Origin of the sequence: Bacteroides sp. 2201st1_D9_2201SCRN_220225 (assembly GCF_040928965.1) — a bacterium.
In the GTDB taxonomy this organism is placed as follows: Bacteria; Bacteroidota; Bacteroidia; order Bacteroidales; family Bacteroidaceae; genus Bacteroides; species Bacteroides stercoris.
This window is the reverse complement of record NZ_JBCODG010000051.1, coordinates 17,648-33,120: the sequence shown is the minus strand read 5'-3', so window position 1 is coordinate 33,120 and position 15,473 is coordinate 17,648. Positions and strand designations below refer to the sequence as shown.

Genomic DNA, 15,473 nt, shown 5'->3' with positions numbered 1-15,473 from the left:
ATCTAAATGATCCCCTGATTCCGGGGCTTTTTGATTAATTGTTTAACTCGTCCCATTTTAACGGGACACTAATGATAACAGAAAAAGAATAAAGCCACAAATGCAATTTCTTAAATCTTCAACACAAGAAGAAAAAGAGATTACAGCACTTAATAAATATAAATTATTTATACTTTTGCTTATTTCTAAAATAATATATACATTTGCTGAAATTTTACAATAAATACTATTTCGTTTATTTCGCTCTTTGGAATAAGCGAAAGCGTAGCATACTCTAATCCTTACACTATATCTTTTCTAAGAAGCGAAAACTTTGTAAAAAAAGCAAAACGCTTTCTTCAATTTAGTTTATTATGTTTTCAAAAAGAAATCAAGGTATCAAAGCGTTATTTTTCACAGCTTTATACATGCTAAGCAACACTTACCTTTTTGCACAAGTAAGTGTAAAAAACATTCAATCTATTCTTGAAAAAAATAATTTGATTTCTGATACACAAAGTTGCTCTGTTCCTTTTACAATGCAAAAAAATGAAATAGCAACTATCCCCGTATATTCAGAAAACGACTTCAAAAAAGTGGAGCCTTCTAAAACCACATTATTTGATATACGATGCGATATAAAATTATCTCAAACTGTAAATTTTCATTCCGATAAAGGGATTATCATTAAAGGAAATGGACATAAAATCTATCAAACCTCCAAAAGCACAAAGAAATATATAAAAAAAAGATTAAACTATATATCAGAATACAAAGAAAAAATAAACGGAACAGAAGTATTTACCAACTCCAAAGGAAAGTTGTTAAGACTTTCTAAAACACCTATATACAAGGCACTATCATGGAATTTTGACGAAAAAAGTAATACGGTAAGAATACAATTACCTAAAGAGTGTAAATCTTGGAATATTAACGAAACAGATCAAGTTTATATAAACTATGAAATATGGTTTACGAGGCAAAAAGACAAAGTTATATCAGCCAAAGATGGAATATTGATATTTAAAGTTGAAAACAAATATAAGCCAGAAGGCACTTTTATTAGCTATACTCCAGCTCCTTGTTTTTATTTAGAAAACATGAAACAAACAAGAGATGGAGTACTCATAAAGAATAATAAAATACAATATGCAGCCAAATACGGCAGTATTTCATTATGCAAATTACAATCACTTTTCATTATAGATAAACAAACGTTACTTGACTGTTACGACCTTAAGTTCGGAGCTGGTCTTGAATGCATGGTAAAAAACTTTGGAACAGCACGTTTTCAGAATTGCAGTTTTGAGAATGCAGAAGCAAGCGGAATTAAATCATACAATAATTTAATTGTAAAAAATTGCCATTTTCAATACATCACCCAAAATGCAATCATTACAACTCCCAAATCAAATTCAAGTATTACCTATTCTACATTTAAAAATATTGGGAAATACGGATTAAATACAGCATGTATCCAAACTTTAGGTAACGTATATGCTGCTCATAATGAATTTAAAGATTTCAACTATTCTGCATTTATTCTTGGGAACATAAGCACTCATCATGAAGAGGAATTACCCATCTCTCTAATAGAATATAACAAATTATCTTGGTCTAAACGATGGCAAAAACAAATGCAAATGTTAGGATTGTCTGATAGTGGTGCTATTTATGTAGGAACAAATAACAAACACTGTACAATACGCTTCAATACAATAAACAACTTTGGTGGACATGGTAGTAATAGAGGAATCTTTTGCGACGATGGGGCTTATAATTTATCTATCTATGGCAACATTGTAAATAAAACCGCGAATAGTTATGACATAGATTCAAGAAATTGTGCAACCATCACTTACCGCCAAACTCCAAAAGGATATAAGTTCAACACAAATAATTTCATCAGTTACAATATTTGCGAAAAATCCATAAGAGTAGAAGGGAACTCTTTAGAAAAGGAAAACAAATGTTATTTTATACATAATATTATTATCGGAAATAATACTAAAGAGCCACAAATTCGTTCAAAAAATAATATGACTAGCAAAAAATCTTTTCTAATTGATCCATATGGAAAGATTAACATAAAAGGGAAATACCATCCTTCTATCAATTTTTTAAAAATCTGGAACTCATTATATTAACAGAAGCGTCAAATCAATGAAAAAACACTCGTATCAGTTTAACAGCATAAAGTCTACACTATTTATTGACAAATATGACAGATAAATTTAAATACAAGAAGAATTTAAAAGATTTACCTATCACAACAACAGCTCATGGTATTGGACAAAAAAGAATAATCATTGACAAAGAAGAAACAAGTACTCCCCTAACTCAAATAGCCGTTACTCAAATTAAAGCAGAAGAAAGCATAGAGGAACATCTGCATCCCACAATGGAAGAATTCTTTTTGTTCCAAAAAGGAGACGCAATTATAACAATCGATAAAGAACAATTAGCTTGCAGCAATGGCGATTTTATCAGTATACCAGCCAATACATTGCATTCATTAAAAGCTATTACAGATATTGAGATTATAACCATAGGCTGTGCAATTTTTTGATAGGAATATATATATATCCAACAATTACTATTAAGAAAAAAATGAACACTCATATTGTAATCATGGCAGGCGGCATCGGAAGCCGATTCTGGCCGATGAGTACACCTGAATATCCCAAACAGTTTATTGATGTAATGGGATACGGCAAGTCACTGATACAACTTACCGTAGAGCGATTTGCACCACTATGCCCAATGGAAAACTTTTGGGTAGTGACCAGCGAGAAATATACGGATATTGTAAAAGAACAGCTGCCCGATTTGCCCGAATGCAACATCCTGGCAGAACCGACTGCCCGCAATACGGCACCCTGCATTGCCTATGCCTGCTGGAAAATAAAGAAACAGCATCCGCAGGCAAATATCGTAGTAACTCCGTCGGACGCGCTGGTGATAAACACCGGTGAGTTTCAACGGGTAATGCGATGTGCACTCGATTTTACCGCCACAAACAATTCCATTGTAACGATAGGCATCAAACCCAGCCGTCCGGAAACCGGATACGGATATATACAGGCTGCGGAACAGATTAACGGTACTGAAATATACAAGGTAGACGCTTTCAAAGAAAAGCCGGATGTAGAAACTGCCAAAGAATACGTTGCCCACGGCAGCTACTTTTGGAATGCCGGCATTTTTGTGTGGAATGTAAATACCATAACCGATGCCATACGCAAGTTTACTCCGGACCTGGCTGCTATTATGGACGAAATGAGCCGGGATTTCTACACAGCACAAGAGGCTGGCACTGTAGAAAGACTCTTCCCCACTTGTGAGAAAATATCCATAGACTACGCTGTAATGGAGAAAGCGGAAAGCATCTATACACTGCCTGCCGAATTCGGCTGGAGTGATTTGGGCAGCTGGGGTTCGCTAAGAACCCTGCTGCCGCAGGACGAACACGGAAATGCAGGTGTGGGGAATGACATCAGCCTGCACAACTGCCACAACTGTATTGTGCACACTGCCGGAGAGAAACAAGTGGTGGTGGAAGGACTGGACGGCTATATCATTGCCGAACGGAACGGTGCACTGCTGGTATGTAGCTTGAAAGAAGAACAAAATATTAAACGTTTTACCCTAAAACAAAATTAGTTATGAAAAGAAATTCAAAAATGTTTCTGTTTATAGTCATGCTACTATTAACAGGAAGCAGCTGTTTTTTAATGACCAGCTGCCAAAAAGATTATGACGGTCAATTGGAAATCATCCGTAACCAACTGAAAGCGGGAGAAAACAGTTACACCGAACTTAAGGAGCAGATAACCAGTCTTGAAGAAAGGGTTACCACTATCGAAAAGCAAATAGAGGATTTACAGAACGGAAACAATGGGGGCGGTTGCGATGTCGATTGCGAAGCTCAGTTGAAAGAACTGAGAGAAGCATTGGAAGCCGCCAAAGCCGAACTGCAAAACAAGATTAATGACTTGAATGATAAAATAAAAGAACTGCAAGAGCAGATAGATAACCTAACCGGCAATCAGGGCATTACCGACGAGGAACTGGCTGAAAAGCTGACAGAACTGGAAAACAAATTCCAGGGGCTGCTTAATGAAGTGGAACAAAAATTGAGTAGCAAAATCGATAAATTGCAAAGTCAGATTGATAAATTGCAAAGTCAGATTGATAAATTGCAGGAACAGATCGATGAACTTGCCAATCGCATCAAAAAGATGGATATTATTCCAGACTTCAACAACCAAAGCATTCTTCTGAAACAGGATGGCAGCAAGTATACCTTGAAAATCAATGTAAAAGTGATGCCTGCATCAGTAATAGATGAAATGATAGAACAGAAGGATGCCATTTCTATTGATAGTCGCAAAGTGACTCCCGTGACACGAAGTGCGGAAGCTGGTCCGGAGTTTACCGTAGAAAAAGTAGAAAAGTATGATGAAGCAACATTGACTGTAACAGCTTCTGCCACAGAAGTGGAAGGATTGCCGAGTTCTGTTGCCAAAGATTTAGCATGTCAGGTTGCTGTTGTATTTAACAAAAACGCAGAAAACGGAAACTGCAGTCAGAGCGGATACTGCGGAGTTCGCTTCTCTCCCAACGATGTTGTGGACGGAAATAAAGATTATGACTTTTTCCAAGAGAATATTCCAGTAAATGTTGCTACCGGATTAGACTTAAGCGACTTTAACGATACGGATATCTATAAACGCAATATTCTTGCCGATATAGAGGACTTAGGAAATAATCTTGTGGAGATAATAGGCACACAACCGGTTTTGGAAGGTGAAGATGTAAAAGCCAGCCCGAAAGATGATGGAACAAAAAAACTGAATGTAATATACTCTTATATAATGGCGTATGATAAAATAGGAAATCCGGTAAGCCACATGGAGAGTCATATAGGAGTAACCACTGACGGAAAAATATTTATGAAACAACATCTGAATCCGGGTGTGAATGTTACTTCCATCGAAGGTTACAAAGTAGTAGTGCAACTGCAAGCCAGTGAAAACGGATATTTCTACGGAAAACCGGCATACGTCTGCATTGAACTATTAAAGAAATAACCGATCCAATCACTTAAAAAGTACAGTATTATGAAATTGTTACAGAATATAGCAGCCGCTTCATGCCTTATATTCTTATCCGGCATGAATGCTTCGGCTCAAGAAACAATAAAAGTGGATGATCCCTGGAAGGATTATCCCAGCAAAAAAGCTTTGTACAATGATTACTCACGGTGGAGCATAGGTATTAACGGCGGTGTTCCGTTTTTTGCAGGAGACTTCCGTTCCGTAACTAAAGGTAATGGTTATTGGGGCGGAATGGTAGGACTGCAAGGCGGATACCAGTTCAATCCGTTGTTCGGCATACGGCTGTCTGTGGACTATGCCGCCAACAAAGCCGGTTCGCGAGATTATGAAGACGACTTCATCCTCATGCCGAATGCGGAAACCTATTACAATGTAGATTTTCCGGAAGGAGCCAAATACTACAAAGAGCTGCGCAGTGACATCAGGATGTGGAACTTCGGACTGAATTTTGAAGTGAATATGTTTAACCTGTTCCGACGCAGCGATGGCAATCGCCGATGGGCATTACTGGTAGCTCCGGGTATATACATGCAGAAATTCTCAACCGAAGTGGAAGAAAAAGGCAGTGGAAACCGGTTTGCAGATAAGCTGAGCAATAAAGTCAATTTGGGATTGGGCGGAGATGTAGCATTGCGTTACCGCATCAACAAACATTTGGACGCCCAGTTGAAAGGCGGCATGATGTGGATTAACAACAACAAATTTGACGGCATCAAAACTATCTGCAACTGCAAGAGAAATACGATGTTTACCGCACAAGTGGGTCTGGTATGGAAAATAGGCAATGGAAAGAGCGGAAAGAAAGACAACATCATGTACGCTCCGGGCTATCTGCCTATGTGGAAGCGCGCTACAAAGACCGTTACGAAAGTGGTGCACGATACTATCTACATCGAACAGAAAGTGCTTGAAAAATCTCCGGAAGTAGTGGTATGCAAAGGTTTCCCGAAAGACTTGCCCGCCGTATACTTTGAACGCGGAAAGTGGAAACTGGATACGGACAAGTATGCACGCGAACTCTTCACCATTGCCAAAACACTGAAAGAGAATCCGGAAGTACAGATTGACATCTGCGGCTATGCCGACCATACGGGCGGAGAAGCCATAAACAAGAAAGTGACGCTGAAACGTGCCGAAGCCTTGAAGAAGTTCCTCGTGAAGGTGGGTATAGAGCCTGAAAGACTGCATACGTATGGTCTGGGCAAGGATATGACCATTGAAAAAGAACTGCGCTACACCGAAAAGGCACGCCGCGGCGAAGTGAAAGAAAAAGATAAAGAATAATCATACCTGATAAATTATGTTGGAAAAAGACGCTAAGATTTTTGTAGCAGGCCATCACGGACTGGTGGGTTCCGCCATCTGGAACAACCTGTTGCAAAGAGGATATACTAATCTGACAGGCCGCTCCCACAAGGAGCTGGACCTGTTGGATGGAGCTGCAGTAAAGAAATTCTTCGATGAAGAGAAACCGGATGCTGTGGTATTGGCTGCCGCCCACGTGGGCGGCATCATGGCCAATCTGCAATATAGGGCGGACTTCATCTACCGGAACTTACAGATACAGCAGAATGTGATTGGTGAAAGCTTCAGACACGGAGTGAAGAAGCTGCTCTTCCTGGGCAGTACCTGCATCTATCCGCGTGAAGCTCCGCAGCCGATGAAAGAGGAAGTGCTGCTGACATCGCCGTTGGAATATACCAACGAACCGTATGCCATTGCCAAGATTGCCGGACTGAAAATGTGCGAAAGCTTCAACCTGCAATACGGCACGAACTACATAGCGGTGATGCCTACCAACCTGTATGGACCCAACGACAACTTCCACCTGGAGAACAGCCATGTGCTGCCCGCCATGATACGTAAGATTTACCTTGCCAAATGCCTGAACGAAGGCAACTGGGATGCCGTACGCAAGGATATAGACCTGCGCCCGGTAGAGGGTGTGAACGGAAGCTGCACCGATGAGGAGATACTGGCAAAGCTGGCAAAATTCGGTATTACGCCGGAAGCCGTTACGCTGTGGGGCACGGGCAAGCCGCTGCGCGAATTCCTCTGGAGCGAAGAAATGGCGGATGCCAGCGTACATGTGTTGCTGAACGTGGACTTCAAGGATACGTATGCCGCAGGTGCGAAAGAGATACGCAACTGCCACATTAACGTGGGAACCGGAAAGGAACTCAGCATCAGGGAAGTGGCGGAAAAAATCATGGCGGAAATCGGCTTCAAGGGCGAACTGAGATGGGATGCAAGCAAACCGGACGGCACGCTGCGCAAGCTGACGGATGTAACCAAACTGCACAACCTGGGATGGCATCATAAGGTGGAAATAGACGAAGGTATACATCGGTTGTACGAATGGTACCTGAAAGGTATCTGCATCAATCACCGGACAGATTGAGAAAAGCCAGGAAAAAGATGATAAATTTATACATTTTTCATTTTTTTCTTGGCTATCAAATACATTTGACTTAATTTTGCCGGAGAAACATTCCTTATAGTATCTGCCTGTCCGTAACAATCGCTTATGTGACAGGCAGTAGCGTAGCGTACTCTACGGCAAATATTCCTTATCATACATGTTAAGACTGAAAACTATTTCACTGCTGGGACACCCGGGTGAACTTGACACGTTGCCGGAAGGCAAACTGCTGATTAACACCATTAATGCACATTCTTACAATACCGCACGGAAAGACGCCGCTTTTGCCGAAGCGCTGCTGAAAGGCGATGCGCTGATTCCGGACGGAGCGAGCATCGTACTGGCATTCAAACTGCTGCGGCATGAGAAGATAGAGCGCATTGCCGGATGGGACCTGTTTCAGTACGAAATGAAAAAACTGAACGCGAAAGGCGGTACTTGCTTCTTCTTAGGTAGCAGCGAAGGTACTTTACAGAAAATAAAGGCCAAAGCCGCCGAATTGTATCCCAATATCCGGATAGAGACCTACTCCCCACCCTATAAAGCGGAATTCTCCGAAGAGGATAACCGCCGGATGATAGAAGCGGTGAACCGTGTAACGCCCGATTTGCTATGGGTGGGAATGACTGCCCCCAAACAGGAAAAGTGGACATACGCACATCTGAAAGAGCTGGATGTAAAAGGTCCGATCGGCACCATCGGCGCTGTGTTCGACTTCTTTGCGGGAAATATACAGCGTGCCCCCTTATGGTGGCAGGAACACAGTCTTGAATGGCTTTACCGGCTCATAAAGGAACCCAAGAGAATGTGGAAAAGATATATCATAGGCAATACCATCTTTCTGGGACACTTATTAAAAGAAAAAATATCAAATTAATTAATTTATACACAAAATGAAAAAAGTAGCATTAATCTCCGGTATCACCGGACAGGACGGTTCGTTCCTGGCTGAATTTCTGATTGACAAAGGTTATGAAGTTCACGGTATATTGCGCCGCTCATCTTCGTTCAATACCGGACGTATCGAACATCTGTACCTGGATGAATGGGTACGCGACATGAAGAAAGACCGCCTGGTGAACCTGCACTATGGAGATATGACGGACAGCAGCTCGCTCATCCGCATCATACAGCAGGTGCAGCCGGATGAAATTTATAATCTTGCCGCACAGAGCCACGTGAAAGTTTCGTTCGACGTACCCGAATACACGGCGGAAGCCGACGCGGTAGGTACGCTGCGTATGCTGGAAGCCGTGCGCATTTTGGGCATGGAGAAGAAGACAAGAATTTATCAGGCATCTACTTCGGAGCTGTTCGGTAAGGTGCAGGAAGTGCCGCAGAAGGAGACGACTCCGTTCTATCCGCGCAGCCCGTATGGCGTAGCCAAACAGTATGGTTTCTGGATTACGAAGAACTACCGCGAAAGCTATGACATGTATGCCGTGAACGGTATCCTCTTTAACCATGAGAGCGAACGCCGCGGCGAGACTTTCGTTACACGCAAGATTACATTGGCTGCCGCACGCATTGCACAGGGATTTCAGGACAAGCTGTATCTGGGTAATCTGGATGCACGCCGCGATTGGGGATATGCCAAAGACTATGTGGAATGTATGTGGCTTATCCTGCAACACGACAAACCGGAAGATTTCGTGATTGCCACCGGAGAGATGCACACCGTACGCGAGTTTGCCACACTTGCCTTTAAGGAAGCCGGCATAGAACTGCGTTGGGAAGGCGAAGGCGTGAACGAGAAGGGTATCGACGTGAAAACAGGAAAGGCAGTGGTGGAAGTGGATCCGAAATATTTCCGCCCCTGTGAAGTGGAACAACTGCTGGGTGACCCGACTAAAGCCAAGACGCTGCTGGGTTGGAACCCGACAAAGACCAGCTTCCCGGAACTTGTAAGAATCATGGTGGAACATGATATGAAGTTCGCAAAAAAGTTGTACCTGAAAGCCCAAATGGCAGAATAACAATTACTTCGAAATAATGAAACATTTTTTTAGTCTAAGACCTTGGATATTGACAGCGGTAGTTCTTGCTTCGGCAGGGACTACCGTTGCCGCACAAGGCAAAATGGAGGCCTATCCGGCCAATGAGAAATGGTTTGTAAGCGGTTCGGTAGGAGCCGGAGTATACGTAGGCGATTATGACATGCATGCGAAATTCGGAAACCGCATTTCCATTACGGGCGATGTAAGCGGCGGTAAATGGATTACTCCCGTATTAGGCGCCAGATTGCAGATAAGCGGAATGCACGCTTCGGGCGAAGCCAAGAACGGAAGCAGCGAATCGTGGAATTTCATGATGTATCATGCCGACATCATGGTGGACGTACTGAACTGGTGGTGCGGTGTGGACGAGGAACGTACATACAGCCTCATTCCGCTGGTGGGCGGCGGTGTGGCCAACGCCCCCGGACTGAATACCACCACAGGAGTGCTTACCGTAGGTGTGCTGAACCGCTTTAAGGTATCGGAACATCTGGACATCAATGTCGAGCTAAAGGGTAATCTCGTAGGGGACAAGCTGGACGGATACGCCAGCGGAAAGAAAGGGGAAGGTGCAGCCGCACTGACTGCCGGACTGACCTACAACTTCTGATATACAGAATATAGAACTAAACATTGACAACTGATGACAAATAGGACAAAGGTACTGTTTCTGTTGCTGGCGATGCTGGGCGCGATAAGCGTCCGAGCATACGCCCAACAGAAAACCTCCGAAAAGATTTCGCCCAAAGAACGGTGGGCGTTTGAAACCAATGCAATGGACTGGCTGTTGCTGTTGCCGAATGCCAAAGTGGAATTTGACCTTTCAAATTCTACCGACAACCGGTGGGTAGTGGGCATAGGCGCCAAATGGAACGGCAATGCCAAAATCAGTATGAACGAACGCATACAGATGAAAATCAACGATTACAGACTGGAAGTGAAAAGATATGCCAAACCTTCCTTTACCGTAAAGACGGGACAGTCCAAGATTCCCAAATTCTGGCGTACCTACTACTGGGGCTTCTATGCCGGATACAGCAAGTTTGCCGGAGCATGGAGCAAAGGCATCGCCGGCGATATGTTCCATGCCGGACTGACCGGCGGATGGCAACTGCCCGTATACAAATGCAAACAGGGCGCAATAGACCTGGATCTGGGTCTGAGCGTGGGAGCAGCCTATGCCGAATATGACAAATATAAATATGAAGATAACCACCTGATACGTACAAAGAGCAGAGACAGGCATTTCCTGCCCTACCCCGTAGTGAGCGATATACGCGTAGGATTCGTGTACCGCTTCAGCTCTATCAGAAACAAGTACAGTCAAAGACAAAAATAAGAGATTCGTATGACAAAAGATTGTAAAAAGAAAAGTATATGGGCGAGGCTGATAGTGATAGCTGTACTGGCATGCACGGCAAGTAATGCGCAGGCACAGCTCATTGCCGGAAGAACAAACGCACTGCTTTGGGGAAACCTGACTCCGAACTTCTCGCTGGAACTGGTGACATCGAACCGGACCAGCGTTATGGCGGGAGCTTTCTACAGCCTTGACCAGAACCCGCTGGATTGCAGCATCAAAGGTGCGGAAGCGCAAGTGAGATACTGGGTGAGCGGACGGGCAATGGTGCAGAGCTTCATAGGTCTGGGCATACAGGGCATGAGGTATGACGCCACATTCTCGGATACACACCACTTCGGCGATGCCGTAGGCCCGGGAATGGTGTACGGATATGTACTGCCGCTGGGCAAACGCTTCAACATAGAATTCAGCGCCGGAATATCACTGATGTGGTACAGGGAGAAACGCTACGAGAAGGGATTGCCCGAACCGGGAGACTACAACACCACCGGACACAAGGTGATGCCCATGGGACTGGGAATTTCGTGTACTTACATTTTTAAATAATACGGAGAATGATTACTGAAAGATTGAAAATATGGATCCTGCTTCTGGTTGTGGCGGGATGCGGTACCGGCACTGCCTGGGCGCAGAAAATGGTGAAGGTATCGGGTACCGTATATAACATTGCCGAAAACCGGAAAGTGCCTTTCTCGGACGTGACGGTGGATGTGTATGCCGCCAAGACCGTAGCCGTGGGCGAGGATATGAAGAAGATACTGGACAGCAATGATCAGGAGAAAACATTACTGCTGGACCAGGAAGGGAAAACGACCACCGACGAGAACGGGTATTATGAAATACTGGTTCCGGACAACGGTGCGCTGATTTTCAAAGTGGGACTCTCGCCCTCGGTATTGAAGGAAGTGAGACATCAGATGAAAATAGATGTGAGCATCGACGAGGGAGTGATGCTGGAGAGTGTGACCGTAACCGCCATGCGGCTGGTTCTGAAACCGGAACCGAAAGCACCGAAGATTATCGGAAACATGCTGATTCCGTACAATACCTTCAAACTGCCGCCTTACTTCGGCAACCGCTTCTCGCGACTGATTATACAGCCGTACGTACTGGACTGCGAAACGAACGATACGATAACCTTTGCACGCCCGTCCGTATACGACGGCAAGGAATATGCCCTGACGCAGGAACGCAAAATGGGCTATGACATGGACCGTGACCCGCTGCGTCCGTACATCAAAGCGGAGGCGCTGACTACAAGGGCCATGAACCTGGACTGGACGGATACCATCATCGTGCCCGACCCCAACCGGAACTACAGTTGTTTTGCCATCGTGAACCTGGAAGATTACAGCGCGTCGAACTCCAGAACGTACCAAATCAATACGTGCCAGACCAAACGCCCGATGAAGTTCCTGCAATACAACCTCTTCTCGGAGCAGATGGATCCGTTGCAGCACAAGGAAAGGGCGCAGATAGAGAAAAGAAATACGTCGGACAAGATACAACTGTCTTTCCTCATCAACTCCGACCAACTGACGGACACGCCTGAAAACAAACAAAGCCTTGCCATGCTGAGAAACAAGCTGAAAGAGATAGCCGAATCTCCGGGTACGGTATTGAAGGAGTTTCACGTGGCAGGTACGGCTTCTCCGGACGGCCATTACAGCAGTAACCTGAGCCTTGCCGAAAGACGTATGCGCAAGATTGAACAGGAGATTACCTCCATATTGCCCCAATATACCCTGGAACGCGTTTACCGCAACCCGCATGCCGAAGTGGCTCCGTGGGAAGAAGTGGTGAAACTGCTGGAACGCGACGGTAAAAGCACGGAAGCCGGCAAGGTGAAAGAAATTCTGGCAAAGCATAAGGATATCGGAGCGCAGGGCAGAGCGCTGAAACAACTCGACTGGTACTCTACCGTCATCGTGCCTTATCTGGACGAGCTCCGCGTGGTGAATTATAACTGCCTCTACGAGATATACCGCGAACCGAATGATGAGGAAGTCATGGCACAATACAGGGAAAAAGGGCTGAAAGGCAGCTACACACGTTATGAGTACTGGAAGCTGTTCCAACTGATAACCGATGAAAAGGAACTGGAAGCTCTGTACCGCCGCGCCTACGAGGAATCACTGGAACAAAAGCATCCGTGGGCGCTTGCCGGCAACAACCTGGCGGCTTCTTACCTGGAGAGGGATACCGTGGATACTTCCATACTGGAACCGCTGATAGACCTGAGCATCCACTCCACCGACTATTCGCGCATGAATGCCGACGGAAGCCGTACGGAAATCGTGAACCGGCTGGAAGTGGTGACCAACCAACTGTGCATGTACATCAAGAAGGGAGACTTCGAGCACGCCAGCGTATTGGTGAAGATTCTGCCGGAGGACAGCAAATTTGACCTGCTGAAAGCCTATACATGGGCTTTGGGCGGCTACTTCCAGGGCGGAACGACTCCGGAAGAGAAAGAACGTGCACACAAGACTTTTGAAACCATCAAGGCTTCATCGCCCCAGAACGAAGTGGTGATGTACATGGCGCTGGATAACCGCGCCGGCAACGCCGCCGCCAAGGCTTCGCTTGCCAAACTGCCGCAGGACAGCGCACTGACCTGGTACTTCAAAGCCACCTTGTCTGCCAGAGAGGGTGAGATAGAGTTCATGAATACGGTGATTGCCCTGTCCGAATGTTTCAAACGCGACAAGAGCTTCGTGGCTACCGCACAGAACGACGGTGAATTTAACGAGGATATCATACAGGCAGCTATGGATATGTCTAACCTATAACCATAATAAGGATTGAAAATGAAATTGAAATATATGATTCCGGCACTGTGCATCTGCACATGTACGGCAATGCCGGAAATGCTCCATGCGCAGGACGACAGCCTGAAGAAGGACAGCACCGAAAGGCCTTTCAATGCAATGGACTATGTATTGCAGAAACGGTATATCCCGCAGGGAAGAGAAGTGAACAACAGCCAGCCGGGCAAGAATTTCTCCCTGTCGGTAATGGGCGGTGTGAACAAACTGAGGGGCAGTTCTTCACTGCCGGCATGGTTCAACGGCGGTATTGCCCTGACTAAGGATGTAAGTTCATTCAACTCCTACCGGGTGTCTCTGTTGGGCGGCTTCAACGACGAGCTGAAACAGGGCGGCATCGAGCTGGACCACCTGTTCAACCTGTCCGATTATATCGGCGGGTACAAAAGCGGCGCACACATCAGCCTGTATACCGTATTGGGTATAGGCGGCTATGTGAGCAAGCGCGACGGTATGGATGCCAAAATAGCCGGCGGAGTGCACGGCGGCTTGCAGGCACGCTATCATCTGTCGAGAAACTGGGACTGGTATGTGGAACCCAAACTATATCTCTATACCGACGGAATAGACGGTGCGGACTGCCCCAAACGGTATGACGTGGGATATGGCGTGTACACCGGACTGACCTACCGCTTTACCGGTCTTCCCATCAGGATGAAATCGGAAGATATGGGCGATAATATGTTCATAGAAGCGGCTATCGGTACGCAGGGCGATTTCGGAAAGCCCGTACGCAACAACCTGCCGGCGCTGCAACCGTTGGGTCCTGCCGCTTCACTGGCGATAGGTAAATGGTTCATGCCGCTGGGATGGCGCATCAGCGGCTTCGGCGGTTTCCACTATACATTTAATTCGGACAACTTCAAGAGCGAGGAAGTGTATGGAGGCGGCAGAGCGGAAGTGCTGGTGAACCTGAATACGCTGATTTCGCCGAGTGTGGAAGACCCGAGACTGGAAGTGAACCTTTCCGCCGGCTACGAATTCGGAGCACTGGCGCACAGAAGCAGCGACTATGCCAAGAAGCTTCGTACATTCCACGGTCCTACGGGGTCTATGCAACTGGTATATTTCCTGTCAGACCAAATCGGTATCACGGGTGAGGCGCGATACAGCAAGAGTTTCTATACGCAACCGTTCAAGAGCGGCATCACACAGGACAGACACATGCAGAATGTAGGCGTGATGTTCGGTGTGCAGTACCGCAGAAGAAAGGCCGACTTCGATGCCAGACGCGGCTTCTTCCAGCCTTATAACTTTGCGTATGCCACCGTGGGAACCAACTTCCCCATGCGCACCGCAGGCGTGAAGATGAAGGATATTCCCGATATGCTGGGACAACAGGTAAGCCTGGGTGTGGGACGCCAGTACACGCCGCTGTCTGCCGTAAGAGGAAGCATCGAGATTGGACGGTATGCGTATCAGCACGGGGGTGTATATCCGCTGTCTGTCACCGCCGACTACATGCTGAACCTTACCAACATGATAGGCAATTATAGCGAAAACCGCATATTCGACCTCAACGCCTTTGCCGGTATCGTCTATACGCACCACGAAATGGAAGACAAGAATTACTTCGGCATCCAGGGCGGTCTGCAACAGAGCTTCAAGCTGAACGACCGCTGGAATATCTTCGCGGAAGAGTATCTGAGAGGTTATAACGGCAAGATTACTCCTTCGGCACGTACCTACACAAGCGGAGAATATACGTTTGTCTTAGGAGCTTCCATAGGAACAAGTTACCGTTTTTAAAGCAATACATAAGCA

The 15,473-nt window shown here is 45.6% G+C and carries 13 protein-coding genes; all 13 read left to right on the top strand.

Annotated features, from left to right (window positions below; translation table 11 throughout):
* Positions 1–353: 353 nt before the first annotated feature.
* The 13 genes from AB5903_RS15570 to AB5903_RS15510 all read left to right on the top strand — a co-directional run bounded on the left by AB5903_RS15570 (position 354) and on the right by AB5903_RS15510 (position 15,458).
* Positions 354–2,126, top strand: coding sequence for a hypothetical protein (locus AB5903_RS15570; RefSeq protein WP_368118007.1), 1,773 nt, complete (start codon positions 354–356; stop codon positions 2,124–2,126).
* Between the two features lie 74 nt (positions 2,127–2,200).
* Positions 2,201–2,548 carry a cupin domain-containing protein gene (locus AB5903_RS15565; protein WP_368118006.1) on the top strand — a complete coding sequence of 116 codons (348 nt, stop codon included), beginning with the start codon at positions 2,201–2,203 and terminating at the stop codon, positions 2,546–2,548.
* A gap of 41 nt (positions 2,549–2,589) precedes the next feature.
* Positions 2,590–3,642, top strand: coding sequence for a mannose-1-phosphate guanylyltransferase (locus AB5903_RS15560; protein WP_368118005.1), 1,053 nt, complete (start codon positions 2,590–2,592; stop codon positions 3,640–3,642).
* Positions 3,643–3,644: 2 nt separating this feature from the next.
* On the top strand, positions 3,645–5,072 hold the full coding sequence (locus AB5903_RS15555) for a zinc ribbon domain-containing protein (protein ID WP_368118004.1): 1,428 nt from the start codon (positions 3,645–3,647) through the stop codon (positions 5,070–5,072).
* 30 nt (positions 5,073–5,102) lie between these two features.
* Positions 5,103–6,383, top strand: coding sequence for an OmpA family protein (locus tag AB5903_RS15550; RefSeq protein WP_117740319.1), 1,281 nt, complete (start codon positions 5,103–5,105; stop codon positions 6,381–6,383).
* A gap of 16 nt (positions 6,384–6,399) precedes the next feature.
* Positions 6,400–7,500 (top strand): GDP-L-fucose synthase, encoded by a 1,101-nt coding sequence (locus AB5903_RS15545; protein WP_272198571.1) that lies wholly within the window; start codon positions 6,400–6,402, stop codon positions 7,498–7,500.
* Positions 7,501–7,678: 178 nt separating this feature from the next.
* Positions 7,679–8,398 (top strand): WecB/TagA/CpsF family glycosyltransferase, encoded by a 720-nt coding sequence (locus AB5903_RS15540; protein ID WP_368118003.1) that lies wholly within the window; start codon positions 7,679–7,681, stop codon positions 8,396–8,398.
* 16 nt (positions 8,399–8,414) lie between these two features.
* Positions 8,415–9,497, top strand: a complete 1,083-nt coding sequence (gene gmd, locus AB5903_RS15535; RefSeq protein WP_060385154.1) for a GDP-mannose 4,6-dehydratase — start codon at positions 8,415–8,417, stop codon at positions 9,495–9,497.
* 16 nt (positions 9,498–9,513) lie between these two features.
* The gene (locus AB5903_RS15530; RefSeq protein ID WP_368118002.1) at positions 9,514–10,128 is read left to right on the top strand and encodes a hypothetical protein; all 615 of its coding nucleotides are present in this window, start codon (positions 9,514–9,516) and stop codon (positions 10,126–10,128) included.
* Positions 10,129–10,161: 33 nt separating this feature from the next.
* Entirely contained in the window at positions 10,162–10,857 is a 696-nt protein-coding gene (locus tag AB5903_RS15525) for a DUF3575 domain-containing protein (RefSeq protein ID WP_272198573.1), read from the top strand.
* 9 nt (positions 10,858–10,866) lie between these two features.
* On the top strand, positions 10,867–11,427 hold the full coding sequence (locus AB5903_RS15520) for a DUF3575 domain-containing protein (RefSeq protein ID WP_022103589.1): 561 nt from the start codon (positions 10,867–10,869) through the stop codon (positions 11,425–11,427).
* Positions 11,428–11,435: 8 nt separating this feature from the next.
* Positions 11,436–13,673, top strand: a complete 2,238-nt coding sequence (locus tag AB5903_RS15515) for a hypothetical protein (RefSeq protein WP_288692192.1) — start codon at positions 11,436–11,438, stop codon at positions 13,671–13,673.
* An 18-nt stretch (positions 13,674–13,691) separates the two neighbouring features.
* Positions 13,692–15,458 (top strand): hypothetical protein, encoded by a 1,767-nt coding sequence (locus AB5903_RS15510; protein ID WP_016661245.1) that lies wholly within the window; start codon positions 13,692–13,694, stop codon positions 15,456–15,458.
* The last annotated feature ends 15 nt before the right edge of the window (positions 15,459–15,473 follow it).

What these genes read in the sequence shown, in the direction of transcription:
- AB5903_RS15570 (WP_368118007.1), top strand. Translation starts at nt 354, where the DNA reads ATGTTTTCAAAAAGAAATCAAGGTATCAAAGCGTTATTTTTCACAGCT.
- AB5903_RS15565 (WP_368118006.1), top strand. Translation starts at nt 2,201, where the DNA reads ATGACAGATAAATTTAAATACAAGAAGAATTTAAAAGATTTACCTATC.
- AB5903_RS15560 (WP_368118005.1), top strand. Translation starts at nt 2,590, where the DNA reads ATGAACACTCATATTGTAATCATGGCAGGCGGCATCGGAAGCCGATTC.
- AB5903_RS15555 (WP_368118004.1), top strand. Translation starts at nt 3,645, where the DNA reads ATGAAAAGAAATTCAAAAATGTTTCTGTTTATAGTCATGCTACTATTA.
- AB5903_RS15550 (WP_117740319.1), top strand. Translation starts at nt 5,103, where the DNA reads ATGAAATTGTTACAGAATATAGCAGCCGCTTCATGCCTTATATTCTTA.
- AB5903_RS15545 (WP_272198571.1), top strand. Translation starts at nt 6,400, where the DNA reads ATGTTGGAAAAAGACGCTAAGATTTTTGTAGCAGGCCATCACGGACTG.
- AB5903_RS15540 (WP_368118003.1), top strand. Translation starts at nt 7,679, where the DNA reads ATGTTAAGACTGAAAACTATTTCACTGCTGGGACACCCGGGTGAACTT.
- gmd (WP_060385154.1), top strand. Translation starts at nt 8,415, where the DNA reads ATGAAAAAAGTAGCATTAATCTCCGGTATCACCGGACAGGACGGTTCG.
- AB5903_RS15530 (WP_368118002.1), top strand. Translation starts at nt 9,514, where the DNA reads ATGAAACATTTTTTTAGTCTAAGACCTTGGATATTGACAGCGGTAGTT.
- AB5903_RS15525 (WP_272198573.1), top strand. Translation starts at nt 10,162, where the DNA reads ATGACAAATAGGACAAAGGTACTGTTTCTGTTGCTGGCGATGCTGGGC.
- AB5903_RS15520 (WP_022103589.1), top strand. Translation starts at nt 10,867, where the DNA reads ATGACAAAAGATTGTAAAAAGAAAAGTATATGGGCGAGGCTGATAGTG.
- AB5903_RS15515 (WP_288692192.1), top strand. Translation starts at nt 11,436, where the DNA reads ATGATTACTGAAAGATTGAAAATATGGATCCTGCTTCTGGTTGTGGCG.
- AB5903_RS15510 (WP_016661245.1), top strand. Translation starts at nt 13,692, where the DNA reads ATGAAATTGAAATATATGATTCCGGCACTGTGCATCTGCACATGTACG.